Origin of the sequence: Pseudomonas syringae group sp. J309-1 (assembly GCF_032582135.1) — a bacterium.
Lineage (GTDB): Bacteria > Pseudomonadota > Gammaproteobacteria > Pseudomonadales > Pseudomonadaceae > Aquipseudomonas > Aquipseudomonas quasicaspiana.
In genome coordinates this window covers 214,511-239,741 of sequence record NZ_JAWHNU010000002.1, presented here as the reverse complement: position 1 = coordinate 239,741, position 25,231 = coordinate 214,511, and the positions used below count along the sequence as shown (strand labels likewise).

Sequence of the window (25,231 nt, the reverse complement as noted above, 5' to 3'; positions counted from 1 at the left end):
TCGCGATAAGGCTGGACGCGATTCACTTTGGACCGCCTCCAGCCTTATCGCGAGCAAGCTCTGCTCCCACAGATCCTCATTCGCAGATAAGTAGCGCAGTATCACTAATCAATCAAAAGTCATAAGCCAGCTTGGTGTACCAGTACCCGCCACCCGGGTAGAACGGCGGGTTGCCATACGGTGCCAGGCCAAGGTTGCTGTACACAGCGTTTTTCGACGGCCGCACATCAAAGATGTTGGTGCCGCCGATACTCACCGTGAACTGATCAATGAAGGTGTAGCTGATATCCAGATCGGTAATCCATTTGGCACCAAAACTCCGGTCGCCTCCTGGGTTGACGGCCAGTGTCTTGACGGCTCCATAGCGACTGGTCTGCAGGTTGACCGCCAGGTCTTCGACTTTCCAGTTGGCACCCAGAATCCATTTGGTTTTGGGTGAGGCTTCGGTCAGGTCGCCTTCGCGGTCCCGGCCGACCAGGTTTACTCCCGAATTGGTCAGAGCGGCGGGGGTGTCGGTCACGCCCTCTATAGTGGTCTTGTTCCAGTTGAACCCCAGGCTCCAGCGCACATCACCCCAGCCATTCAATGGCGTGGTGTGGTCAGCAACGATATCCAGTCCGCGTGTGCGGGTGTCGAACGCGTTGGTGTAATAGTTGACCCAGGTTCCCGAAGGAACGCCTTGAGCGGCGAGAATGCCATTGATGACGCCATTACCCTGATCATAAATGTTGCTGGTCAGGGCAATGCGGTCATCAATGTCGATCAGGTAGGCATCGGCCGTGACGCTGGTGCGTGGTGCTGGTTGCCAGGTCAAACCCAAGCCAAGGTTGCGCGATTTTTCTGGCTTCAGATCATCGCCGCCCAAGGCTTTGGCCAGGTTGCTGCCTGACGGTGTAAGCCGGGTCACGGCGGGTACAACGTTACCGTTCACATCGACGGCGACCCGGTTGTCTGCAACCGTATAACCGATCTGGGTCAGGGAGGGCGCCCGGAAACCGGTGCCGACTGTGCCTCTTACAGCGACCGTATCGGTCAGTTCATAGCGGGAGTTCACCTTCAGGCCGAAGGTGTTGCCTGAATCATCGTCGTAATGCTCAACCCGCCCAGCAACGTCGAGAAACCAGCGATCGGTCAGATCAAAGCCCAGATCCAGGTAACCCGCATAGTTGTTGCGAATCAGGTTGACCTCATCCTCCGGACGAATAGTGACTGCCGCTTGGGCGCCCGATGCAGCTGGATAGGTGCCAGTGATATAAGCCTCGGGATCCCCCGCAAAGGTACTGAAACGTTCCCAGCGATGTTCCAGGCCTGCCGATACCTGTAAGGGCGAGGTCAGCTGAAACAGGCTGTCGTAGCGACGCGTAAAGTCCAGATTGTTGACCCACTGTTCAAAGCGAAACGTCGCCAGGTTGTCGAATCGGGTGGGCGACGCGGTGCCCAGTGACGGGTTGATATTAAGGTCGCTGGAGTGATGAACGTTGTTGCGCCCGTAAGTGGTGCTCAGGTCCCAGTTCCAGTCAGCCACTTCGCCCTTGCCACCGAACAGGAACTGGTAATCCGTGTCCTTGATGTTGTTCAGCGGGTAGTAACCATCAGGGAAGACTTCCGGTACCGCTGCAGTGCCAGTGGGCAAGCGAAAATAGTTAGCCGCCTCGGCGTCGCGCTCACCGTAAGTCGTGAAGGAATACAGCGTCAGGTCTTCCAGGGGTAATTCGGCGTTGTAGGCCAGGTTGAAGGCCTTGAGATCCGGATCGCCGTTTTTGATCGCAACCCGATCCCAGGCCGCCTCTTTTACCGGGTCGCTGAACGCGCGAACGCTGCTGTCAGCCTTGTTGTTCCAGGACGCCTCGCCACGTTTGCGAGCGTCGGCAGAAAAGTGGAAAAAGCCTTCTTCACCGAGGGTGAAGCCCTGGTCGCCAGCAATCTTGATGGTTTCCCCGGCTCCGGAGAACAGCTTGCCGTAGGTGGTTTCATAGTGTCCGCCAGAATCACCGGATTTGAGAATGATGTTGATAACACCGGCGACTGCATCGGAACCGTACTGAGCCGCGGCGCTGTCTTTGAGCACTTCGATGTGGTCCACGGCGCTGACCGGGATCAGGTCGATATCTACCGCATTGGCACCGCTGTTATCGATGGAACCGCGCTGGCCTGTTGCGCCGTTGTGGCGGCGCTTGCCGTTGACCAGTACTAATGTGTAGGCGGGGCCAAGGCTGCGGTTGCTCAATGGCCGGGTGACCGAGTTATAGCCTGCAATGTTGGTGCCGAAGTTGAAAGAGGGCAGCAGTTTGGCAATCGCTTCCGAAAGCTCCGCGCGACCGGTCTTGAGTAACTGCTCACTATTGATGATGTCGATAGGCGCCGGGCTGTCCGCCACTGTTCGTTGTTGCCCGCGTACGCCGGTGGAGATCACTGTCACTGTACTGAGCCTGGACTCGTCGTCGGCGGCATCGGCCACTGGCGAGAATGCCCCCAGCAACAGAGCGGCTGCGAGTGTTGAAAGCGGAAACGTTTTGGCAGCGCTTGCTGCGAGCGTCGTTGTCATGTCGGGCGGTGTCCATTGAACTGGCACTGGCCCGTGGCGAGGGTGCAGATGAGTTGGCCTGATAGAAGGTGTGAGAGCTGGAACGATGTCGTCTGCGCTGGATAGTATTTGCATAATAAAAGCGTTGGAAATGCTTTTTTGGAATATTGATATTATTCTTTATCGGCATCTTATAAAGAAAATATATGAAAGTAATTGATGAAGCTGCGACGCGTATAACAGCGCTCTACCTAATACACCCGCGCATGGGCAGCAGCACCCTGATTGTAAATATTCGAAGTGGCACATAGCCATTCGTCGATAAAGATCAATAAAAATCGAAATTCAGCCGAAACATAATCAAGCCGCGCAACTTTTTACAGAATCCGCGAGTCGGAGCTGTAACCTGAATGATGTCTCATAGCCAGTATTTGAGTTAGCTTGTGAAATCATCGTTCGAAGTGCGCTTCAAGGGGCCAAAGAAGTCCCTGATTGTTTAGAGAAACGGATCGTTCTCACCCCCATCAAGAAAATATTGCCCATCAGGGCTGTGAGAATCTTCATGAACATCCTTGCACCTGCCGTGTACCTGTCCAGCCGTTTACGTTTTCCCGCAAAATTCGCCTTACTTGCATTAATAGTCCTCATTCCCTTGTCGCTGCTGGGTGGCCGAATCGTCAGTCAGATCAATGCCAGCATTGATGGTGTGCATTCCGAACAGGTGGGGCAGCGCTATTTGATGGACGTCACCCCGGTGCTTCGTCTATCGATGATGCAACGTGCGCTTACCAATCGCTTGCTGAGTGGCGACCCGACGGTTCAGGCTGATTTCTCGGCCAACCAGGCGAAGCTGCTGGATGCTTTTTCAAAGCTTGATTCCACTGACCGTCAATACAATATGGCGCTGGAAACCGGCGACCGCGTGCAACGTTTGCGCGCCGGGGCTCAGCGGCTCATCGATCAGGCCAGGCCGGGTGCCAACCCAGGGAAGGCATTCGATGACTGGAATGACCAGCTTGTTCAGACGCTGAACTTCATCTATTTCGTCTCTGCCACTTCCGGCATGGTCCTGGATGAGGATTACGCTTCGCTGTTCATGATCGACCAGAGCACAATCAGGCTACCTCGCCAGATCAACGTAGTGGGACAACTACGGGGCTTGTCCAGCGGTCTGCGCAACGGGCAACCGTTGACTGACGGCACACGTTCTACGCTGCAGTCACTGCTGAAGCTTGAAGCGCAGATCCGCATAGAACTGCAACAGAGCCTCAATCTGTTGCGTCGCAAGGAACCCGCTCTGGCTGACCGGATTCAACTCCCTGTGACCAACGCATTGGTGAATCTGGACAGTTTCCGTAATGACCTTGATTCGCTGATCGCTTCGACCAGCGACACCATCAGTGGCGTGCAGGACCTGCCAGCAAAAGGCAACGCTGTAGTGGCCGATTTGTACAAGGCCCAGGACATGCTGCAGGATTCTCTGTCGGCTTTGCTGGATCAGCGTATCGAAGAGAAGTCAGGCGAAAGAATGCTGATTCTGGGCGCATTGACGTTCATGGGGCTGTTGCTGATTTACGGTTTCAGCGGAATCTACAGTTCCATGCGCCGGGCGATCGATAGCGTGCTGAGCGCTACCCAACTGATTGCGCAAGGCGATCTCACGGCCCGCGCAAAAGTGCAGGGCAAAGATGAGATGGCGGACATTGGCAATGGCCTCAACCATATGGCACAGGCATTCAGCACATCGCTGACTCAGGTTGAACAAAGCTCACAATCCGTATCGGACGCAGCTCAACGCCTCGGATTGTCAATCGAGCGAGCAAGACACTCAATGACCTCCCAGCAGGGTGAGACCGAACAGGTTGCCACGGCCATCAATGAAATGACCGCGAGTGTTGCGGATGTTGCGCAGAACACCGAGGGCGCCGCACGTGCCGCCGAGCAAGCCAGCCAGGCGTCAAGCACAGGTCTTGCAGTCATGCGCGACACCCGACTGACCGTTGAAGAACTGGCCAGTGAAGTTGAAGTCAGCGCCGAGAAGGTCTCTGCGCTGGCCGTGCACAGCCAGGAAATCGGCGGCGTGATCGAGGTTATCCGCAACATCGCCGATCAAACCAACCTGTTGGCGCTGAATGCTGCCATCGAAGCTGCCCGTGCAGGGGAGCAGGGCCGTGGCTTCGCGGTGGTTGCTGATGAAGTTCGGACCCTGGCTTCACGCACGCAGAATTCGACAGAAGAAATCCGCCGGATTATCCAGGAGTTGCAACTGGCAACAACCGCGGCGGTGGAGCAAATGAAAGCCGGCAGGCACCGGGCGCAGGATTGTATTGCCTCTGCAGATCAGGCAGCGGCCAGCCTTGATGAAATCAACGAGGGTGTCGAGCGGATTGTCGGGATGAATACCCAGATCGCCAGTGCGGCTGTACAGCAGCATGCGGTATCTGAAGACATCAACCGTAACGTCACCGAAATTCGCAACGGGAGCGAAGCGCTCAGGGAAGAGATAGAAGATAACGCCGTCACTGCCAACGAGCTGTCGACGTTGGCAGGTGAGCTACGAATGGTGGTGTCACGTTTCAAGATGTAGAACGTGGCTGACAACACTCATCTCATGACGTGTGAACGGAGCGGTCGTCTTTACAGATCGCTCCGGTTATCAGGGTAGCAGCAGGCTGCATTGCGCTATCCAACCGAATTCTCTTTGCTGTTCCGGTGCCCCATGCTCAATACCCTCCTGGATCGCCCAAGTGCCAAGGATCCTCAAATTCTGATCGAGGTCGAGCAGACCATCGCGTCAGGGGTGCGTGCATTGCGCTTCAGTGACGATCTTGAGCAACGCTACGAGGCCGAAACACTGGAACAGCGGCGTCAATTCATCACCATCGTCGGCATTGGAGGAGGACTGGTTTACAACCTGTTCCTGATCAGCGACTGGCTGACACTGCGCGATGTATTTGCTTACGTAGCACTCGGCAGGCTGTGCCTGATCACGCCGATGTTTATCGTCTTCCTGTTGTGGATCCAGCGTCTGAAAAAGCGCTGGGCGCTGGAAGCCATTGCGGCGACTGGCACTGTCGTCGCCTCGCTGATGCCACTGATCGTGATGATCTATAGCGACAGTCCGTATCGGCTTCACTACCAGTTGGGAATGCTGCTGCTCATGGTCTATTGCACCATGATCCAGCAACTGCCATTGCGTTACGCCGCGCTGGCGATGAGCCTGATGCTGGTCATCCAGCTCGTGACGACTTACATGGCGGATATCGCTGATTTTCTGATCTGGCAAGCCAATGCGTTGTTGTTTGTTTCGACAGTGGCACTGCTGTTGATGGCATCGTATTTTCTTGAGCGTGGTAGCCGGATGAGCTATCTGTTCGCCTTGCAAGGACGTCTGTTGCAGGTGCAGTTGATGGAAATGGCGCGCACTGATGCGCTGACCCAATTGTTCAATCGCCGGTATCAGGATGAAGTACTGACATCGGTCTGGGATCACGCGGCGCGCTCGCCCAAAAAAGTCGCGGTCATCCTCCTGGATATAGATCACTTCAAAATCTACAACGACAGTTATGGTCATCCGCAGGGCGATATCTGTTTGAAACTGTTGAGCGGCGCTATCCAGCAGATTGCTAAAAAAGAGGGGGCTTTGACGTTTCGTTTCGGTGGTGAAGAGATTCTGGTGTTGATGCTGAATGCAGATCTCGCCAAAGCCAGCGCGTTAGCGGAGAGGCTGCGAGCGGCAGTCGCTGCCCTCGATGTACCGCACCCGGCACTGGGCGAAGGTGCTCGAGTCTCCATCAGCCTGGGAGTCGCGGCCGCCGTCGCGCCTCACGTCAGCGCCGGAGCCTTGATCGGTGCCGCTGACGCCGCGCTTTACTCCGCCAAGCATGCCGGCCGTGACTGCCTTCGCTGTGCTTAGCACGAATTACTTGATGCATTGCAGTTTTGAGCGAACTCTCGCGACTCCATTTCGGGTCCTGACCACTTCCCTGTGGGAGCGAGGCTTGCCCGCGATGCAGACGACTCGGTTTGTCAGTTAGACCGTGTCATCGTTCATCGCGAGCAAGCTCACTCCTACAGGCGAGTACCTGTATCTGAGCGGTGCCTGGGCCGAGCCGCATCCGGCGATAAAAGATAACGCGGTGTGTCTTCCAGCAGCGTCTCATGTATCGCGGGCAAGCCCGGCTCCCACATGTTTTGCGCCTGACTCACTACCAAACCTGTGGGAGCTGAGCTTGCTCGCGATGAACGATGACGCGGTATAGCGATGAAACCGAGTCGCCAATATCGCGGGCAAGCCCGGCTCCCACAGGGATTTGCGATCCGCCTGAAACGGTATCTGTGAAAGATTCCATGTTGGCCTGCAAGCACTGATCCCGGTGGGAGCGAATTCATTCGCGAAGAGGCCGGTGCATACGCAGCATTCGTATCGCCTGAAAGATCGCTTTCCCGAATAAATTCGGTCCCACCAGTGCTAATGAGCCTGAGACCATAGCCAACCTGTTCGAATCGGACAAAGCGCTGCACTCAGGATTTAAGCCATGCAGTGAATGCAGTATTCAGGAAAACTTTTTCCCGAGAATAGCCTCGCGACTCGCCGCCAGAACTTCATCTGCCAATGGCGAGTCATCCGGACATGCCCGCGACAAGACGATAGCGCCCAGTGCTTGCGCCATTATGGCCAGTCGCCTGGCTCTTGCCTGAGCAGAGTCTTCATCCTCCGACTGCCCGGCGCCATCGCGCAACACGGCCAGCTGGGTTTCGATGCCCGCAGCGAACGTTGCGCGGACCTCTTCTTCCTTGCGGGCTGCATCTGCACACAACGCGGCCATGGTGCAACCCGTGGCGCGGTTGTCGCGGTGCTCGCGGGAAAGATAAAACTCCATGAACTCCTTCACTGACGTACTGGCTGTCAGCGTTGCCGACTGGCTGATGCCGCAAGCCGCTGCCTCCGCCATCAGATCTGCCTTCGAGCCGAAGTGCTTGTAGAAGCCTCCCTGAGTGAAGCCCGCTGCGGCCATCAGATCAGCAATGCCAACGCCGTCATAACCGCGCTCGCGAAAGAGGGCCGACGCGGTCTCAACGATATGTGCGCGATTTGCCTGCGCCTGTTGCTTGGTGACTTTCATCGCTCATCCAGCAGTTTTGTCCAACATGAGCTAAACACTATACATTGATGTCGCTCGACATCAAAATGTTGACATTTTAGATTGTGACCGTAATCATTGGCTCCGTTCTCACGCCAGAAGCCAAACAAAAATGCCCGGCAAAACGCTCGTTGCTTCCCAGAAAACCACATCGCCTCAGGCGCAGCTCAATCGAGACACGCTCTATGGCAGTTGTGCGGCGGATGCCTCGGCTAACCCCAGTATTGCCGGCTGAAACGCCTGTTTTCCAACCCTGTAAAACCCGATTATTTGAAGGACTTTTCCCATGACAAAGCCTGCAACTGTACTCATCACTGGCGCCTCCAGCGGCATCGGCGCCATCTATGCCAAACGCTTCGCCAGTCGCGGCCACGATCTGGTTCTGGTTGCGCGGGACAAGGCACGCCTTGATGCTCTGGCCTTACAACTGCGTGAAGAAAACGGCGTTGCTGTCGAGGTACTTCAGGCAGATTTGACCCAGTCTGCAGACCTCTCCGCGCTGGAAGCTCGTCTGCGCGAAGACGCGCAAATTGGCATTCTCATCAATAACGCCGGCATGGCTCAGTCGGGTGGGATCGTTCAGCAGGGGGCAGACGCTATCGAAAAACTAATCACCCTGAACGTCACTGCAGTGACCCGTCTGGCCGCCGCAGTCGCCCCGCGTTTTGCCCAGTCGGGTACTGGCTCAATCGTTAATATCGGTTCGGTGGTGGGCTTGGCGCCGGAATTTGGTATGACGGTTTACGGTGCTACCAAGGCGTTTGTGCTGTTCCTGTCACAAGGCCTGAATCTGGAATTGTCGCCGAGTGGCGTATACGTCCAGGCCGTACTGCCTGCGGCGACGCGTACCGAGATATGGGAGAGGGCGGGAATCGACGTTAATACCATCGCTGATGTGATGGACGTTGAAGAACTGGTCGACGCGGCGCTTGTCGGCTTTGATCGGCGCGAACTCGTCACCATCCCGCCGCTGCATGTCGCGGAGCGTTGGGATGCACTGGATGCCGCGCGCCAGGGATTGCTGTCGGATATCCGCCAGGCCAATGCCGCCGAGCGCTATCAGCCGAAAGCCTGATGGTTGTTGCGTGTTGACGCGAGCCGCGCCGGTGTCGTGACACCGCGCTGTTGCGAAGCAAACATTGGATCTGTCGGAGCGCACGAGCACCGCGAGGCCGCGATGGCGATGTATCAGACAGGACGCCATCGCTGCCTCGCGGTGCTCGTGAGCGACAGAAAATCATTCCAGACCTTCCCGGAATCAAGGCTCTATGAAAGCGCTGACCTTCAAACGCTACGGCAAATCCCCGGAAATTGGCTTTGCTGAGGTGTCCCTTCCAGTCTTGAAGCCCAATGAACTCCTGGTCGAGGTGCATGCTGCCGGGATCAACCCCATCGACAACATGATCCCTACCGGTATTTTCAAGCCTGTTCTGAAGTTTCAACTGCCCGCCATTCTTGGCAGTGACCTGGCAGGCGTGGTGATTCAGGTAGGCAGCGGGGTGACTCGTTTCAAGGTCGGGGATGAGATCTATGCCAGCCTGTTCGACCTCGGTACCGGGTCAATTGCTGAGTGTGCGGTCGTACCGGAAAGCGCTGCCGCGCTGAAGCCTGCCAATCTGGACTTCGTTCAAGCGGCGTCCATTCCGATGGTAGGACTTACCTCGTGGCAAGCACTCAAAGAGCGCGGCGATCTTCAGCCGGGCCAGAAAGTGTTTATCCCGGGCGGGTCCGGAGGCATTGGCAGCTTCGCGATCCAGCTTGCGAAACACCTCGGCGCAAAGGTGACCACCAACACCAGTACGCCTAATGTGCAGAACGTCAGCAGCCTCGGCGCAGATGAAGTGATCGACTACAAGAAACAAGCGTTCGAGACCGTTCTGCATGACTACGACCTGGTGCTCGGTACGCTCAGAGGCGACGTGATCGCAAAGTCCGTTGATGTCCTCAAGCCTGGCGGCAGGATCGTTTCTCTGGTTGGCCCCTTGGATAAAGCGTTCGCCAAGTCTCGCGGATTGAATGCCTTCCTCGGTGTCGTCTTTGGTTTGATGAGCCGCAAAATCATCCGGCTCGCGAAAAGCAAAGGCGTTGCCTATTCATTCCTCTTCGTTCGCCCCGACGGCGCCCAACTGGGCGAGATCGGTAAGCTGCTTGAGTCCGGGCATGTTCGACCGGTGATCGACAAGGTCTTTACGTTCGAGCAGGCAAAGCAAGCATTGGAATATCTAGCCACGGGGCGCGCCAAAGGCAAGGTCGTTGTGAAGATCAGATGAGCACCGGTCATTGGGTTGATTCCCACCCCGACCCTGGTTTTCGGTGATCAGACCTCTCCAAGGTTGACCCAGCGCTGTTCGCGAGCAGCGAGTCGAATCGCCGACGCCAGTCGCTCGACTTCCAGCGCTTGTCCGAAATCAGTGCCGAGCTGTCCCTGGCCGGCCAAGGCCATGATCAGCTCATGCACTTCCAGCGTTTTCAGCTCGTTGTAGCCCAATTGATGACCCGGCGCAGGGCTGAACGCTGCATATCCGGGCAGGTCCGGGCCCGCCAGTAAACGCTGAAAACCTGCCTGGCCCATTTGGCAAAGACGCAGCTCGTTCAAGCGCTCCTGATCAAACGACAACGTGCCGTTGGTGCCGCTTACTTCAAAACTCAAATGGTTTTTATAGCCGTGCTTGAGCCAGCTGCTGCTGAAGGTGCCGCGCGCGCCATTGGTGAAACGCAGCAGCGCATGGACCAGGTCGTCTACCGCGATTGTGCGCAGTTCCGGGCTACCGGCCGTGGCCGGGCGTTGGCGGTGCACGGTCTGGAGGTCGGCGCATACCGCTTCGATATCGCCGAGCAGATACCGCGCCATGCCCAGCAAATGGCTGCCCAGATCCGCTAGCGCACCTCCCGCGTGTGCAGCCTCACAGCGCCATGACCAGGGCGACGCAGGGTCGGCCATGAAGTCTTCGCTGAATTCGCCTTGAAAACTGATGATCTCACCGAGTTCACCGTTCTTGATCAGCTGTCTTGCCAACCCAATGACCGGGTTGTGCTGGTAGTTGTAGCCGACACGGGTGACCACGCCTGCATCCTTTGCCGCCTGGTGCATGGCAGTGGCCTGTTCCAGACTCACCGCCAGCGGTTTCTCGCAATAGACCGGCTTGCCAGCGGCAATCGCGGCCATGGCCATCGGATAGTGCAGGTGGTTGGGGGTGGTGATGGCGATCAGATTGACCGCAGGATCATCGATCAACTGTTGCCAGTCGCCATAGGCGCGTTCAAACCCCCAGGCCGTCGCGCACGATTGCGCACGAACGGGATCGGCATCGGCCAGGGCAGCGAGATGAAGCGTGAAAGGCAGTTCGAAAGCTGCACTGACGTTTCGAAAAGCCAAAGCATGGGCACGCCCCATGAAGCCCGTGCCGATAAGCCCGATTCCGAGTTTGCGCATGACTCACCCTTTTTAATTTTTATTTTCAGAGAGGTGATTTATAGAATAAATATTCTCTTGTGACAATTAATGGAATAAAAATTTACAGATGGCGTTCTTAGCCGGGAGGACAGCTTTTCTGGCGAAAGAAATCCAGTGAATCTCCCGACGTCCTCCCGCCTGAAGGCGGTCCTGCGAGGTTCGCCCTTGGGCGCTCGGTCAGTCTTCGAACCCCAACTGCTCATGAATCTCATCGACCTTCAATTCCAGCCGGTACGCCACGGCAATAAACAGCGCCTGACACAAGCATAACGTTGCACTCAAAGACCGAAATGCGAACGAGCTTCCTTCATTCACCAACAACACCGTACTGGCGCGCTTTGCCAGCGGCGACAGATTGCTGTCAGTGATAATCAGCGTCTTCGCTTGATGATGCTGGGCAATGCGCAAGCAATGCTGGGTTTCCTTGCCATACGGCGTGAAGCTGATGGCGATCACCAGATCATTGGCCCGCACGCTGCGCATCTGCTCGCGATAGCTGCCGCCCAGACCGGAGATCAGATGAATGCGCTTGTTGGTGTGCTGCAGGTTGTAGACCAGATAGTCGGCGACAGCGAAGGAGCGACGTACGCCGACTACGTAGATGTTGTCGGCATTGACCACCAGGTCTACCGCCTTGTCGAAGGCAGCATCGTCGAGTTCCATGCCCAGCCGTTCGATGCCAGACAGCGTTGCGTTGACGCATTCTCGTGCCAGGTCGCCGCCACTGGCTTTCTGCGATTTATTGACGATCATGCTGCGGATGCGTTGCTGATAGTTCTGTACCGGCGTGGTCTTGTGGGTGTACGCCTCGCGAAACAGCGCCTGCATTTCACTGAACCCACTGAACCCGAAGCGCTGGGAAAAGCGCACGATGGCTGAAGGGTGCACTTCGCATTCGCCAGCAATGTCGCTGATGCGGTCAACCATGATCCGGTCGCTCTGCTGACTCATGTAGGTGGCGATGCGTTTGAGCTGGCGCGGCAGACTTTCGTACTCATCGGTGATCATTTGCAACAGGCGTTCGGCATTGATCGGGGGGCTGGCGAGAACGTCTTCCTGAGTCGTCTCTGGCTTGGCCGGCTGATCGGTGCGGGGCATGGGCAATCCTTCTGCTTGTTATTTATGCTGGTGCGCTGATGGGTGGCGCAAGTCTACAGGGTAGGCGTAAAAAAATACCTTGGCATCACGTCGACCCTGACCGACAGACAGGGTGGGTCGGCACCAGGAGTATACTCTGGATGTCTGGAATATAAATTCTATATAAAATAATTATGGAATAAATATTGATTGGTGCTTCTGAACGTTTTAGTCTGATTGCACCAAGAGCGTTTGCCGTCTCGATGGCGGTGCAACGCAGGCTTATAAAAATAACAGGAGCCAGCATGGGCCAGACTCGTTTTGCCAATGGGCGTCAGTTGGATTTGATTTGCCTCGGGCGCCTGGGCGTCGACCTCTATGCACAGCAGGTAGGTGCGCGACTTGAGGACGTATCCAGCTTTGCCAAATACCTCGGTGGCTCTTCCGCCAATATCGCATTCGGCACGGCCAGGCTGGGGTTGAAGTCGGCAATGCTGAGCCGGGTAGGGGACGACCACATGGGTCGCTTCCTTCTGGAATCCCTGGCTCGCGAAGGCTGTGACGTCAGTGGCATCAAGGTTGATCCCGAACGCCTCACCGCCCTGGTACTGCTGGGCCTCAAAGACCGCGAAACCTTTCCTCTGGTGTTCTACCGTGAAAACTGCGCCGACATGGCGTTGCGCGCCGAAGACATCAGCGAAGCCTTCATCGCGTCCAGCAAAGCACTGCTGATTACCGGCACGCATTTCTCCACCGATGGCGTTTACAAAGCCAGCATCCAGGCGTTGGATTACGCCGAGCGTCACAACGTCCGGCGTGTGCTGGACATCGACTATCGCCCCGTGTTGTGGGGATTGGCAGGCAAGGCGGATGGAGAAACCCGTTTTGTCGCCGACCAGACTGTCAGTCAGCATGTGCAGAAGATCCTGCCGCGTTTCGACCTGATCGTTGGCACTGAAGAAGAATTTCTGATTGCCGGTGGCAGTGAGGATTTGCTGACCGCCTTGCTTACCGTGCGTGAAGTGACTTCGGCGACCCTGGTGGTCAAGCTGGGCCCGCAAGGCTGTACGGTCATTCATGGTGCTATCCCGGCACGGTTGCAGGATGGTGAAGTCTACCCCGGCGTGCGGGTTGAAGTGCTTAACGTGCTGGGTGCGGGCGATGCCTTTATGTCGGGCTTCCTCAGTGGATGGTTAAACGATGCCAACGACGAGCGTTGCTGCCAGCTGGCCAATGCCTGCGGTGGCCTGGTCGTTTCCCGTCACGCCTGTGCGCCCGCCATGCCGACCCCCGCTGAGCTGGACTATCTGTTCAGCAGACCGGTTCCGATCACTCGTCCGGATCAGGACCCGATTCTGCAACGCCTGCACCGGGTTACGGTGCCACGCAAGGCCTGGAAACAGCTGTTCGTGTTTGCCTTCGACCATCGCTGGCAATTCGTGGACCTGGCGCAGAAGGCCGGCCAGGATCCGGCGCGCCTCACCGCTATCAAGCAGCTGTTTATTCAGGCGGTGGAGCGGGTCGAGCAAAAATTGCACGCGCAGGGTGTCGAGGCTGATGTGGGCCTGCTTGCCGACCAGCGTTTCGGTCAGGATGCGCTCAATGCTGCCACTGGCCGCGGATGGTGGATCGCCCGTCCGGTGGAGATTCAGAACTCGCGTCCGTTGGGTTTTGAGCACGGGCGCTCGCTTGGTAGCAACCTGATCGCCTGGCCCCAGGAGCAGATCATCAAGTGTCTGGTGCAGTTTCATCCCGATGACGAACCTTTGTTGCGTCTGGAGCAGGAGGCGCAACTCAAGGCGGTGTACGAGGCTTCTCTGGTCAGCGGTCACGAATTGCTGCTGGAAGTTATTCCGCCCAAGGATCATCCGTCCACTTATCCCGATGTGCTTTATCGCAGCATCAAGCGCCTTTACAACCTGGGCATCTACCCGGCCTGGTGGAAGATCGAGGCACAGTCAGCCGAGGAATGGAAAAAGCTCGACGAACTGATTCAGGAGCGCGATGCGTATTGCCGCGGCGTTGTACTGCTGGGGCTTAACGCGTCGATCGAATCCCTTGCTGATGGCTTCAGGCAAGCCAGTCAGAGCACAACCTGCCGTGGTTTTGCTGTGGGTCGCACGATTTTTCAGGAGCCGAGCCGGGCGTGGATGGCGGGTGACATTGATGATGAAACCCTGATCCAGAAGGTGCAGGCCACCTTCGAACAGTTGATCAATGCCTGGCGCAGCGCGCGGGCCTGAGGCGGAATAAAGCAGATCTCATTGCTTTCTGATAACAATAAAAGGTGCAGCCATGCCCGCAATCCGAATTGGCATCAACCCGATCTCCTGGAGCAACGACGATCTGCCGGCTTTGGGCGGTGAAACGCCTTTGAGCACTGCCCTTGCAGAAGGCAAGGACATCGGCTACGAAGGTTTCGAACTCAACGGCAAATTTCCCAAAGACGCCAAGGGCGTTGGTGATGTGCTGCGGCCTTACGGCCTGGCTCTGGTCTCCGGCTGGTACTCCAGCCGTCTGGCGCGGCGCTCGGTCGCCGAAGAGGTCGATGCCATTGCCGGACACCTCGACCTGCTCAGGCAAAATGGCGCTTCGGTGCTGGTCTATGGCGAAGTCGCCGACTCTATCCAGGGTTCACCCATCCGCCTTATCGAACGACCACGCTTTCATAGTGAGCAGGCCTGGCAAGATTACGCTAACAAACTCACCGAACTGGCGCGCTTCACCTTGTCGCAAGGTGTGCGTCTTGCCTACCACCACCATATGGGCGCGTACGTCGAATCCCCTGAAGACATCGACCAGCTCATGCGCCGGACGGGCCCTGAAGTGGGCCTGCTTTTTGACTCGGGCCATTGCTACATGGGCGGTGGCGAGCCCATCGAAGTGCTGCGCAAACACATCGACCGTGTCTGTCACGTTCATTTCAAGGACGTGCGCAAACCGGTAGTGCAACTGGCTCGTAACCAGATGTGGAGCTTTCCCGACTGCATCGTCAACGGCACCTTCACGGTGCCCGGCGATGGCGATATCGACTTCGCGTCGTTGCTGGGCGTACTGCTCGCAGCGAACTACGAGGGCTGGCTGGTGGTGGAAGCCGAGCAGGACCCGGCCGTGGCGCCCAGCTACATCTACGCCAAAAAGGGTTATGACACTTTGCGTGCACTTCTCAACGAGAGGGTTGGACAATGAGTCTGTTAGTCAAAAGCAACAAACATGGACAAACCATGGTCGCCTTGGAAGACGGCCGTCTGGATTACGTAGGTTTCGCTGCGTACCACCTGAGTCTGGGCGAAACCCTGCCGGTCAGTGCTGGCGACAAGGAGCTTTGCCTGGTGCTGCTCTGCGGTCGTGTGAACATCGAGGGTGAGTCCTTCAACTGGCAAAATCTAGGGGATCGTCAGTCGGTCTTTGACGACAAGTCGCCGTTTGCCGCTTACCTTCCGCCGGGCACAAGTGCTCAGGTGACTGCCTTGAGCGACGTGCAGATCGCCGTCTGCGCTGCGCCGGGTGCGCAGGGCTATGAGCCGCGGCTGATTCGACCCGAAGCCTGCAAGCGCAGCGTGCGCGGCAAAGGTGCCAACACTCGCTATGTGTGCGACATCCTGCCGGACAGCGAGCCAGCGCATTCACTGCTGGTCGTAGAGGTGCGCACGCCGTCCGGGCATTCGTCGAGTTACCCGCCGCACAAGCACGACACTGATGACCTGCCGCACCAGAGCTTTCTTGAAGAAACCTATTACCACCAGATCAATCCGCCCCAGGGCTATGTGTTCCAGCGCGTCTACACCGATGACCGCAGCATCGACGAGGCAATGGCCGTGGAAAACAGCGATCTGGTAGTGGTGCCAAAGGGTTATCACCCGGTGAGCGTGCCGTATGGCTACGAGTCTTATTACCTGAATGTGATGGCCGGTCCCAAACGCGCCTGGCATTTCCATAATGACCCGCAGCACAGCTGGCTGCTCGATCTCTAACCTTTTCGACGGAGAACAAGAACAATGAGCAGCATTCAGGTAATCGGCCACTACATCAACGGACAGGTGCAGGACGGCGCAAGCGAGCGTTTCAGCGAGGTATTCAATCCGGCCACGGGCGAGGTCCAGGCGCGCGTAGGCCTGGCCAGCCAGAAGACCGTCGATGATGCCGTCGCCTCGGCCCTCAAGGCGTTTCCGGAATGGTCAGAGCAATCATCCCTGCGTCGTTCGCGGGTCCTGTTCAAGTTCAAGGAGCTGCTGGAACAGCACCATGACGAGTTGGCCGGGATCATCTGCCGTGAACACGGCAAGGTCTTTTCCGACGCCAAAGGTGAGGTGACTCGTGGTATCGAGATCGTCGAGTACGCCTGTGGTGCGCCCAATCTATTGACCACCCGTTTCAGCGACAACATCGGCGGGGGTATCGATAACTGGAGCGTGCGCCAGCCCTTGGGCGTATGTGCCGGCATCACGCCGTTCAACTTCCCGGTAATGGTGCCGCTGTGGATGATCCCGATGGCCCTGGCCACCGGTAACTGCTTCATCCTCAAACCGTCCGAGCGCGATCCATCCGCCAGTTTGCTGATGGCACGCCTGCTGACTGAAGCCGGACTGCCCGAGGGCGTATTCAACGTGGTGCAAGGCGATAAAACCGCGGTCGACGGTTTGCTGCAGCATCCGGACGTCGAAGCGATTTCCTTTGTCGGCTCAACGCCGATTGCCGAGTACATCTATCAGCAGGCGACCCAACGCGGCAAGCGCGTGCAGGCCTTGGGCGGTGCGAAGAACCATATGATCGTGATGCCCGACGCTGATCTCGATCAGGCGGCAGACGCGTTGATTGGCGCAGCCTACGGCTCGGCAGGTGAGCGCTGCATGGCGATCTCGATTGCCGTTGTGGTAGGCGATGTCGGTGACAAGCTGATCGACAAATTGCTGCCGCGCATCGACCGGCTGAAGGTCGGCAACGGCATGAACAACGACAGCGATATGGGGCCGTTGGTCACGGGAGAGCACAAGGCCAGAGTCGAGGGTTTTATCGATCAGGGTGTGGCCCAGGGAGCGAAACTGCTTGTCGACGGGCGTGGCTTCAAGGTGCCGGGCGCGGAGGGCGGGTTCTTCGTGGGGGCGACGCTGTTCGATAACGTCACCCCGGAAATGAGCATCTATCAGCAAGAAATTTTCGGACCGGTACTGGGCATTGTGCGCGTGGCAGATTTCGCCAGCGCAGTGGCCTTGATCAACGCCCATGAATTCGGCAATGGCGTGTCTTGCTTCACCAGCGACGGCGGCATTGCACGAGCCTTTGCCCGCAGCATCAAGGTGGGCATGGTCGGCATCAACGTGCCGATCCCGGTGCCCATGGCCTGGCATTCCTTCGGCGGCTGGAAACGCTCGTTGTTTGGTGATCATCATGCCTATGGGGAAGAGGGCATTCGCTTCTACAGCCGTTACAAAAGCGTGATGCAACGCTGGCCCGACAGTATTGCCAAGGGCCCCGAGTTCAGCATGCCGACGGCCAAGTGACCATTCCCGGTTGAGCACAACCAACAACTAGTGGAGCACAACAATAATGCAAACGTCTCTACGTTTTGCCCTTGACCGGAGGGACGCGCTCAAGCGTTCCCCGGTGGATATTCAGCAGGCATCGGGCGCCTGCTGCGTCCTCCAGAAAAACCAATAAGGGGGCGCGACATGACTACAACGAGACTGACCATGGCTCAGGCCCTGGTGAAGTTCCTGGATAACCAATATATCGAAGTCGATGGTGTGCAGAGCAAGTTTGTCGCCGGAGTCTTCACGATTTTCGGCCACGGCAATGTGCTCGGCCTCGGCCAGGCCCTTGAGCAGGACAGCGGCGATCTGGTGGTGCATCAGGGGCGCAATGAGCAGGGCATGGCCCATGCCGCCATCGGCTTTGCCAAACAACACCTGCGGCGCAAGATCTACGCGTGTACCTCGTCGGTAGGCCCTGGCGCGGCCAATATGCTCACCGCTGCCGCAACTGCTACGGCCAATCGTATTCCGTTGCTGTTGTTGCCCGGCGATGTGTATGCGAGTCGACAGCCTGATCCGGTGTTGCAGCAGATCGAGCAGTTTCATGACCTGAGCATCAGCACCAACGACGCTTTCCGTTCTGTGAGCAAATACTGGGACCGCATCAACCGCCCAGAACAGTTGATGACAGCGGCGATTCACGCCATGCGTGTACTGACCGATCCGGCAGAAACCGGCACTGTCACGCTGGCTCTGCCGCAGGATGTACAGGCCGAAGCCTGGGATTATCCGGATTACTTCCTGCAGAAACGCGTGCACCGTTTGGATCGTCGGCCACCGACTGAAGCGATGATGAGGGATGCCCTGGCCGCCTTCAACGGTAAACGCAACCCGCTGATCATCTGTGGTGGTGGGGTCAAGTACTCCGGCGCGAATGCTGCACTTCAGGCATTTGCGGAGCGTTTCGGTATTCCGTTTGCCGAAACCCAGGCCGGGAAAAGTGCAGTGCTTTCCAGCCACCCGCTGAATCTCGGCGGTATCGGCGAAACCGGTTGCCTTGCCGCAAATCTTTTGGCACCGCAGGCGGACCTGATCATCGGCATCGGCACGCGTTATACCGACTTCACCACGTCGTCGAAGTCGCTGTTCAAGCACCCTGACGTGCAGTTTCTCAATATCAATATCAACCCTTGCGACGCGTTGAAACTGGACGGCGTGCAAGTGCTGTCCGACGCACACCTCGCGCTTGAGGCGTTGACTGACCTATTGGGTGATTACCGTTCCGGCTGGGGTGAGCAGATCAGCACTGCCAAGGCGCAGTTGGAGGCGGAAGTGGACCGGGTTTATGAGGTTCGCTACCAGGGCGACAACTTCGTGCCAGAGGTTGATGACCGTCTTGATCGTGCGGTATTGCGTGAATTCATCGAGTTGACTGGCTCGTGCCTGACCCAGAGCCAGGTGCTCGGCGTGTTGAATGAAACGCTGGCCGACGACGCGATCATCGTCGCTGCGGCCGGCAGCCTGCCGGGTGATCTGCAGCGCGCGTGGCGCAGCAAGGGCGTCAACACCTACCACGTCGAGTATGGCTATTCGTGCATGGGCTATGAGGTCAACGCCGCCCTTGGCGTGAAACTCGCCGAACCCACCAAAGAGGTCTACGCCCTGGTCGGTGACGGCTCTTACATGATGCTGCATTCAGAGCTGGTCACCTCGATTCAGGAGCGGCGCAAGATCAACGTTGTGCTGCTCGACAACATGGCTTTCGGGTGCATCAACAACCTGCAGATCGGCAATGGCATGGACAGTTTTGGCACCGAATTCCGCTACCGCGACCCCGAGAGCGGCAAGCTCGATGGCGGCCTGGTACCAGTGGATTTCGCCATGAGCGCGCAGGCCTATGGCTGCAAGACCTACAAGGTCAGCACCGTCGAGCAACTGCAGGCCGCTTTAGCCGATGCGCGTACTCAAACCGTCTCGACCCTGATTGATATCAAGGTACTGCCCAAGACCATGATCCACGGCTACCTGTCGTGGTGGCGGGTGGGTGTGGCGCAGGAGTCCACCAGCGAACGCACCAATGCCGCAGCGAAAAAAATCAATGAGCAGTTGGCCAAGGCCCGGCAGTACTAAAAGCAAGAGTCGCCGCGGCGTTCCCGGCACCACGCTGTCGCGCTGCAAACGGGGACTTGTAGGAGCGCGCTTGCCCGCGATGGGATCTGGTCAGGGAACGCATTTTTCGCTGACGCACCGCATCGTCCGGATGCGGCCCAGACCAAGAGCGCTCCTACAGAAATGAATTCCAAATCAGTCAGTTATTTTTTGATCGGAGAACTGTGTATGTCGTTGAAGCTAGGAGTGATCGGTACCGGCGCTATTGGCCGTGACCATATTCGTCGTTGCAGCCAGACTTTGCTTAATAGCCAGGTCGTTGCGGTCACCGACATAGACCTCGAGCAGGCCGCCAGGGTGATTGCCGACCTCAAGCTGGACGCCGAGGTATACCCCGACGGACATGCGCTGATCAATTCGCCACAGGTCGATGCCGTGCTGGTGACCTCATGGGGGCCGAGCCACGAAGCGTTTGTGCTCGCCGCCATTGCCGTTGGCAAACCGGTGTTCTGCGAAAAACCTCTGGCAGTCACCGCTGCTGGCTGCCGCGCTATCGTCGACGCGGAAGTGGCTTATGGCAAGCGCCTGGTACAAGTCGGTTTCATGCGCCCATACGATGAAGGTTATCGCGCGTTGAAAGCGGTGATCGACAGCGGCCAGATCGGCGAGCCGTTGATGTTGCACTGCGCGCACCGCAACCCGACAGTGGGCGAGCACTACAGGACCGACATGGCGATCACTGACACGCTGATCCACGAGCTGGATGTGTTGCGGTGGCTGCTCAACGATGACTACGTGTCGGTGCAAGTGGTATTTCCGCGCAAGTCCAGCAAAGCCCTGGCTCACCTGCGTGACCCGCAGATCGTGCTACTGGAAACCGCCAGAGGCACGCGTATTGATGTAGAGGTGTTCGTGAACTGCCAGTACGGCTATGACATTCAGTGCGAAGTGGTGGGGGAGACCGGTATCGCCAAATTGCCTGAACCGTCCCAGGTGCAATTACGCAGCGGCGCAAAGCTGTCCAACGCAATCCTGATGGACTGGAAGGATCGCTTCATTGGTGCCTATGACGTGGAATTACAGGCTTTTATCGATGGAGTGCGCGCCGGGCAAGTCGGTGGACCTTCTGCGTGGGATGGGTTTGCGGCAGCGGTGGCCGCAGATGCATGTATCGAAGCGCAAGGCAGTGAGCAGATTGTGAAGGTCAGCTTGCCGGAACGTCCGCGCTTCTACGGCTGATTTTATTGATGAGAGCCGGTCAGAATGTGCACGCAGGCAGTCTGCCTATGCTGCGTGACGGGTTTTATTTCAATGAACGACGAGCCCCCACGGGTGGCTTGAATAAAGAAATGGAATTAAATTCTAAAATATATTGATATGGAAATTATTTTCCAATAAAGTCTTTTTCAGGTTGCATGAAGTACGTCCCGAACCTGATTTGGGCGACTCTACAAAAACAAGATCAAACAACCAGGTACCGTCAGATGAAAGTCTTCAACGTTGTACTGCGAGTTAATGCCCTGTCTGCAAGCCCCGCGTTCTGCCAAGCGCCCGGCCATTCCGCATCCCCTTTCCCAGCATGCTGCGTGTCGAACACAAAGGCGCCGGGATTCCCTGTATTCCAGGTGCACCAGTGGTTCGACTGCTGACCTCGCACGACCCGCTCTGATCAACGCAACGTCTTAAAAACAAAAATACTGGAGACAGACCGTTCATGAAGACCCCGATCCGTTTTACCGCGCTGGCTTTGTCCCTGTTGCTCGCCAGCGGATTTGCCACGGCTGCCGATCTGAAGATCGGCGTGAGCATGTCGCAGTTCGACGACACCTATCTGACCAACGTCCGTGAGCACATGGACAAGCAAGCCAAGTCCTATCCCAAGGGCGACGGTGTGCAACTGCAGTTCGAAGACGCACGTGCCGACGTGGTCAAGCAACTGAGTCAGGTCGAGAATTTCATTAGCCAGAAAGTCGATGCAATCATCGTCAACCCGGTGGATACGGCGTCCACGGCGCGGATCAGCAAGGAAGCAATCGAGGCGGGTATCCCGCTGGTGTATGTCAATCGCCGTCCCGACCAGGCTGATCTGCCCAAGGGCGTTGCGGCTGTGACGTCCAATGACGAAGAAGCGGGCAGGCTACAAATGCAGTACATCGCCGACAAACTCGGCGGCAAGGGCAAGATCGTGATTCTGTTGGGTGACCTGGCGAACAACTCCACCACCAACCGCACGAAGGGAGTGAAGGAAGTTCTGGCCAAGTACCCGGGCATCAAAATTGAGCAGGAACAAAGCGGCGTCTGGCTGCGCGACAAAGGCATGACACTGGTCAACGACTGGCTGACCCAAGGGCGTGAGTTTGACGCGGTGCTTGCCAATAACGATGAAATGGCAATTGGTGCAGCCATGGCGCTCAAGTCGGCCGGCACCAAGCCTGGCAGTGTGTTGATTGCAGGTGTGGACGGTACGCCGGATGGCCTGAACGCGATCTCCAAAGGCGAGATGGCCGTGTCGGTGTTTCAGGATGCCAAAGGCCAGGGCGTCGGCTCCCTTGAGGCGGCACGCCGGATGGCGAAGAAAGAGACGATCGAACAGAACATTGTCATCCCGTTCAAGTTGATCACTCCGGATAACGTCAAAGACTTCAAATAGCCCTGGCATAACAACAAAACAATCAGCTGACAGTGCGGCTTCGGCCGCCTCGCAGATGGAGTACCGCTTTATGTTCGCTCAAGCGACTGTCTCGCAGCCTCCCGCCATCCAGCCCCGGCTGCCGGAAGAGCCTTACCTGCTGGAAATCGTCAATATCAGCAAAGGTTTTCCCGGCGTTGTTGCTCTGGACGATGTGCAACTGCGCGTGCGACCGGGCTCGGTGCTGGCGCTGATGGGTGAGAACGGTGCGGGCAAGTCGACGCTTATGAAAATCATCGCCGGTATCTACCAGCCTGATGCCGGTGAAATTCGTCTGCGCGGCAAACCGATAGTTTTTGAAACACCGCTGTCGGCCCAGAAGGCCGGGATCGCCATGATCCATCAGGAACTCAACCTGATGCCCCACATGAGCATCGCCGAGAATATCTGGATCGGCCGCGAACAGCTCAACAGCCTGCACATGGTCAACCACCGTGAAATGCACCGCTGTACCGCCCAACTGCTGGCCCGTCTGCGCATCAACCTCGATCCTGAGGAGCATGTGGGCAACCTGAGCATCGCCGAACGGCAGATGGTCGAGATTGCCAAGGCCGTGTCTTATGACTCCGACATCCTGATCATGGATGAGCCGACCTCGGCCATTACCGACAAGGAAGTGGCCCATCTGTTTTCGATCATTGCCGACCTCAAGTCTCAGGGCAAAGGCATCATCTACATCACCCATAAAATGAACGAAGTGTTCGCTATTGCTGATGAGGTGGCGGTATTTCGCGATGGTCGTTACATCGGCCTGCAGCGCGCCGACAGCATGAACAGCGACAGCCTTATTTCGATGATGGTGGGACGTGAGCTGAGCCAGTTGTTTCCGGTGCGCGAGAAGCCCATCGGCGATTTGCTCTTATCGGTACGAGACCTGCGCCTGGACGGCGTGTTCAAGGACGTATCCTTTGATCTGCACGCTGGCGAGATTCTGGGCATCGCCGGACTCATGGGCTCGGGCCGTACCAATGTAGCGGAAACCATTTTTGGCATTACCCCCGCCAGTGGCGGCGAGATACTTCTCGACGGTCAGGCGCTGCGTATTACCGATCCGCACATGGCGATCGACAAAGGCTTTGCCCTGCTGACCGAGGATCGCAAGCTAAGTGGCCTGTTCCCATGCCTGTCGGTGCTGGAAAACATGGAGATGGCGGTGCTGCCGCATTATTCGGGCCACGGCTTTATTCAACAAAAAGCCCTGCGCGTGTTGTGCGAGGACATGTGCAAGAAACTTCGGGTGAAAACCCCCTCCCTTGAACAGTGCATCGACACGCTGTCCGGTGGCAACCAGCAGAAAGCCTTGCTGGCGCGCTGGCTGATGACCAACCCGCGCCTTCTGATCCTTGACGAACCCACCCGTGGCATCGATGTCGGCGCCAAGGCCGAGATCTATCGCCTGATCTCTTTCCTTGCGAGTGAAGGCATGGCAGTGATCATGATTTCCTCTGAGTTGCCGGAGGTGTTGGGCATGAGTGACCGGGTCATGGTGATGCATGAGGGCGACCTGATGGGCATCCTTGATCGCGATGAAGCGACCCAGGAAAAAGTCATGCAACTGGCTTCCGGAATGACGGCGCTCCACTGATCCACAGAATAAGCAGAATAAAAAAGGTGACGGGCTATGAACGCAATAACGGAAAACAAATCGGCCACAGTGCCGACCAAAAATCGTCGACGTATGCCTACCGAACTCAGCATCTTCCTTGTGCTGATCGGCATTGGTCTGGTGTTTGAACTGTTCGGCTGGATCGTGCGCGATCAAAGCTTCCTGATGAACTCCCAGCGCCTGGTGCTGATGATCCTGCAAGTATCGATTATCGGCCTGCTGGCAATCGGCGTGACTCAGGTGATTATCACCACGGGCATCGATCTGTCCTCGGGCTCGGTGCTGGCGTTGTCTGCGATGATTGCCGCCAGCCTGGCGCAAACCTCTGACTTTTCCCGGGCGGTGTTTCCCAGCCTGACGGACTTACCGGTCTGGATCCCGGTGGCGATGGGGCTTGGTGTGGGGCTACTGGCGGGCGCAATTAATGGCAGCATCATCGCCGTCACGGGTATCCCGCCGTTTATTGCGACCCTGGGGATGATGGTTTCGGCCCGTGGCCTGGCCCGTTATTACACCGAAGGCCAGCCAGTGAGCATGCTTTCGGATTCGTACACGGCCATTGGTCATGGTGCGATGCCGGTGATTATCTTTCTGGTAGTGGCGGTGATTTTCCATATTGCTTTGCGCTACACCAAATACGGCAAGTACACCTACGCCATTGGCGGCAACATGCAGGCGGCGCGCACGTCGGGGATCAACGTGAAGCGTCATTTGATCATCGTCTACAGCATCGCCGGTTTGCTCGCGGGGCTGGCCGGTGTCGTGGCCTCGGCACGTGCGGCCACCGGTCAGGCCGGGATGGGCATGTCCTACGAGCTGGATGCGATTGCTGCCGCGGTTATCGGCGGCACCAGTCTGGCGGGCGGAGTAGGGCGCATCACCGGCACGGTAATCGGTGCGCTGATCCTTGGCGTAATGGCCAGCGGGTTCACCTTTGTCGGCGTGGATGCTTACATTCAGGACATCATCAAGGGCTTGATCATCGTGATTGCGGTGGTCATCGACCAGTACCGCAACAAGCGCAAACTCAAGCGCTGAATTCGTTGGATGTCGGTCAAGTCGCAAATGGCATGTGGCGGGGGGGGTGGACCCTGTCCCCCCGCCGGACATTACCAGAGACACCCCCCCGACAACACGTGATGAATCGTGATGGCGGC

At 57.3% G+C, this 25,231-nt stretch carries 17 protein-coding genes; 13 read left to right on the top strand and 4 right to left on the bottom strand.

Annotated elements, in window-relative coordinates; translation table 11 throughout:
* Positions 1-112: 112 nt before the first annotated feature.
* The gene (locus RX972_RS02195; RefSeq protein ID WP_316872405.1) at positions 113-2,545 is read right to left on the bottom strand and encodes a TonB-dependent receptor; all 2,433 of its coding nucleotides are present in this window, start codon (positions 2,543-2,545) and stop codon (positions 113-115) included.
* A 541-nt stretch (positions 2,546-3,086) separates the two neighbouring features.
* Here RX972_RS02195 and RX972_RS02190 point away from each other — a divergent pair.
* Together RX972_RS02190 and RX972_RS02185 are read left to right on the top strand one after the other, a co-directional pair.
* On the top strand, positions 3,087-5,111 hold the full coding sequence (locus RX972_RS02190; protein WP_316872404.1) for a methyl-accepting chemotaxis protein: 2,025 nt from the start codon (positions 3,087-3,089) through the stop codon (positions 5,109-5,111).
* A gap of 132 nt (positions 5,112-5,243) precedes the next feature.
* Positions 5,244-6,440, top strand: a complete 1,197-nt coding sequence (locus RX972_RS02185) for a diguanylate cyclase (RefSeq protein WP_027899671.1) — start codon at positions 5,244-5,246, stop codon at positions 6,438-6,440.
* Between the two features lie 640 nt (positions 6,441-7,080).
* On the opposite strand, the gene RX972_RS02180 is transcribed toward RX972_RS02185, so the two are convergent.
* Positions 7,081-7,650, bottom strand: a complete 570-nt coding sequence (locus RX972_RS02180; RefSeq protein WP_231674639.1) for a TetR/AcrR family transcriptional regulator — start codon at positions 7,648-7,650, stop codon at positions 7,081-7,083.
* A 304-nt stretch (positions 7,651-7,954) separates the two neighbouring features.
* On the opposite strand from RX972_RS02180, the gene RX972_RS02175 reads away from it, so the two are divergent.
* The gene (locus RX972_RS02175) at positions 7,955-8,743 is read left to right on the top strand and encodes an SDR family oxidoreductase (protein WP_316872403.1); all 789 of its coding nucleotides are present in this window, start codon (positions 7,955-7,957) and stop codon (positions 8,741-8,743) included.
* Positions 8,744-8,936: 193 nt separating this feature from the next.
* Entirely contained in the window at positions 8,937-9,938 is a 1,002-nt protein-coding gene (locus RX972_RS02170; protein ID WP_316872402.1) for an NADP-dependent oxidoreductase, read from the top strand.
* 47 nt (positions 9,939-9,985) lie between these two features.
* Here RX972_RS02170 and RX972_RS02165 read toward each other — a convergent pair whose 3' ends face one another.
* Together RX972_RS02165 and RX972_RS02160 are read right to left on the bottom strand one after the other, a co-directional pair.
* Complete coding sequence (locus RX972_RS02165) at positions 9,986-11,101, bottom strand: Gfo/Idh/MocA family oxidoreductase (protein WP_316872401.1); 1,116 nt, start codon at positions 11,099-11,101, stop codon at positions 9,986-9,988.
* Between the two features lie 198 nt (positions 11,102-11,299).
* Positions 11,300-12,220, bottom strand: a complete 921-nt coding sequence (locus RX972_RS02160; RefSeq protein ID WP_316872400.1) for a MurR/RpiR family transcriptional regulator — start codon at positions 12,218-12,220, stop codon at positions 11,300-11,302.
* Positions 12,221-12,504: 284 nt separating this feature from the next.
* Here RX972_RS02160 and RX972_RS02155 point away from each other — a divergent pair, with 284 nt between their 5' ends.
* The 9 genes from RX972_RS02155 (at position 12,505) to RX972_RS02115 (ending at position 25,112) form a co-directional block, all read left to right on the top strand.
* Positions 12,505-14,442 (top strand): bifunctional 5-dehydro-2-deoxygluconokinase/5-dehydro-2-deoxyphosphogluconate aldolase, encoded by a 1,938-nt coding sequence (locus RX972_RS02155; RefSeq protein WP_316872399.1) that lies wholly within the window; start codon positions 12,505-12,507, stop codon positions 14,440-14,442.
* Positions 14,443-14,494: 52 nt separating this feature from the next.
* Positions 14,495-15,388 carry a myo-inosose-2 dehydratase gene (iolE, locus tag RX972_RS02150; RefSeq protein ID WP_316872398.1) on the top strand — a complete coding sequence of 298 codons (894 nt, stop codon included), beginning with the start codon at positions 14,495-14,497 and terminating at the stop codon, positions 15,386-15,388.
* Positions 15,385-16,173 (top strand): 5-deoxy-glucuronate isomerase, encoded by a 789-nt coding sequence (gene iolB, locus RX972_RS02145; protein WP_027898410.1) that lies wholly within the window; start codon positions 15,385-15,387, stop codon positions 16,171-16,173. Before iolE ends, iolB begins: the two co-directional genes overlap by 4 nt.
* Positions 16,174-16,197: 24 nt before the next feature.
* Positions 16,198-17,700 carry a CoA-acylating methylmalonate-semialdehyde dehydrogenase gene (locus RX972_RS02140; protein WP_316872397.1) on the top strand — a complete coding sequence of 501 codons (1,503 nt, stop codon included), beginning with the start codon at positions 16,198-16,200 and terminating at the stop codon, positions 17,698-17,700.
* Positions 17,701-17,868: 168 nt separating this feature from the next.
* Entirely contained in the window at positions 17,869-19,800 is a 1,932-nt protein-coding gene (gene iolD, locus RX972_RS02135) for a 3D-(3,5/4)-trihydroxycyclohexane-1,2-dione acylhydrolase (decyclizing) (RefSeq protein ID WP_316872396.1), read from the top strand.
* A 207-nt stretch (positions 19,801-20,007) separates the two neighbouring features.
* Positions 20,008-21,018 carry a Gfo/Idh/MocA family oxidoreductase gene (locus tag RX972_RS02130; protein WP_316872395.1) on the top strand — a complete coding sequence of 337 codons (1,011 nt, stop codon included), beginning with the start codon at positions 20,008-20,010 and terminating at the stop codon, positions 21,016-21,018.
* A gap of 475 nt (positions 21,019-21,493) precedes the next feature.
* Positions 21,494-22,429 (top strand): sugar ABC transporter substrate-binding protein, encoded by a 936-nt coding sequence (locus RX972_RS02125; protein WP_231674629.1) that lies wholly within the window; start codon positions 21,494-21,496, stop codon positions 22,427-22,429.
* 70 nt (positions 22,430-22,499) lie between these two features.
* Positions 22,500-24,053, top strand: coding sequence for a sugar ABC transporter ATP-binding protein (locus RX972_RS02120; RefSeq protein ID WP_027898405.1), 1,554 nt, complete (start codon positions 22,500-22,502; stop codon positions 24,051-24,053).
* Between the two features lie 36 nt (positions 24,054-24,089).
* Complete coding sequence (locus RX972_RS02115; protein ID WP_027898404.1) at positions 24,090-25,112, top strand: ABC transporter permease; 1,023 nt, start codon at positions 24,090-24,092, stop codon at positions 25,110-25,112.
* Positions 25,113-25,231 lie beyond the last annotated feature (119 nt).

What these genes read in the sequence shown, in the direction of transcription:
- RX972_RS02195 (WP_316872405.1), bottom strand. Translation starts at nt 2,545, where the DNA reads ATGACAACGACGCTCGCAGCAAGCGCTGCCAAAACGTTTCCGCTTTCA.
- RX972_RS02190 (WP_316872404.1), top strand. Translation starts at nt 3,087, where the DNA reads ATGAACATCCTTGCACCTGCCGTGTACCTGTCCAGCCGTTTACGTTTT.
- RX972_RS02185 (WP_027899671.1), top strand. Translation starts at nt 5,244, where the DNA reads ATGCTCAATACCCTCCTGGATCGCCCAAGTGCCAAGGATCCTCAAATT.
- RX972_RS02180 (WP_231674639.1), bottom strand. Translation starts at nt 7,650, where the DNA reads ATGAAAGTCACCAAGCAACAGGCGCAGGCAAATCGCGCACATATCGTT.
- RX972_RS02175 (WP_316872403.1), top strand. Translation starts at nt 7,955, where the DNA reads ATGACAAAGCCTGCAACTGTACTCATCACTGGCGCCTCCAGCGGCATC.
- RX972_RS02170 (WP_316872402.1), top strand. Translation starts at nt 8,937, where the DNA reads ATGAAAGCGCTGACCTTCAAACGCTACGGCAAATCCCCGGAAATTGGC.
- RX972_RS02165 (WP_316872401.1), bottom strand. Translation starts at nt 11,101, where the DNA reads ATGCGCAAACTCGGAATCGGGCTTATCGGCACGGGCTTCATGGGGCGT.
- RX972_RS02160 (WP_316872400.1), bottom strand. Translation starts at nt 12,220, where the DNA reads ATGCCCCGCACCGATCAGCCGGCCAAGCCAGAGACGACTCAGGAAGAC.
- RX972_RS02155 (WP_316872399.1), top strand. Translation starts at nt 12,505, where the DNA reads ATGGGCCAGACTCGTTTTGCCAATGGGCGTCAGTTGGATTTGATTTGC.
- iolE (WP_316872398.1), top strand. Translation starts at nt 14,495, where the DNA reads ATGCCCGCAATCCGAATTGGCATCAACCCGATCTCCTGGAGCAACGAC.
- iolB (WP_027898410.1), top strand. Translation starts at nt 15,385, where the DNA reads ATGAGTCTGTTAGTCAAAAGCAACAAACATGGACAAACCATGGTCGCC.
- RX972_RS02140 (WP_316872397.1), top strand. Translation starts at nt 16,198, where the DNA reads ATGAGCAGCATTCAGGTAATCGGCCACTACATCAACGGACAGGTGCAG.
- iolD (WP_316872396.1), top strand. Translation starts at nt 17,869, where the DNA reads ATGACTACAACGAGACTGACCATGGCTCAGGCCCTGGTGAAGTTCCTG.
- RX972_RS02130 (WP_316872395.1), top strand. Translation starts at nt 20,008, where the DNA reads ATGTCGTTGAAGCTAGGAGTGATCGGTACCGGCGCTATTGGCCGTGAC.
- RX972_RS02125 (WP_231674629.1), top strand. Translation starts at nt 21,494, where the DNA reads ATGAAGACCCCGATCCGTTTTACCGCGCTGGCTTTGTCCCTGTTGCTC.
- RX972_RS02120 (WP_027898405.1), top strand. Translation starts at nt 22,500, where the DNA reads ATGTTCGCTCAAGCGACTGTCTCGCAGCCTCCCGCCATCCAGCCCCGG.
- RX972_RS02115 (WP_027898404.1), top strand. Translation starts at nt 24,090, where the DNA reads ATGAACGCAATAACGGAAAACAAATCGGCCACAGTGCCGACCAAAAAT.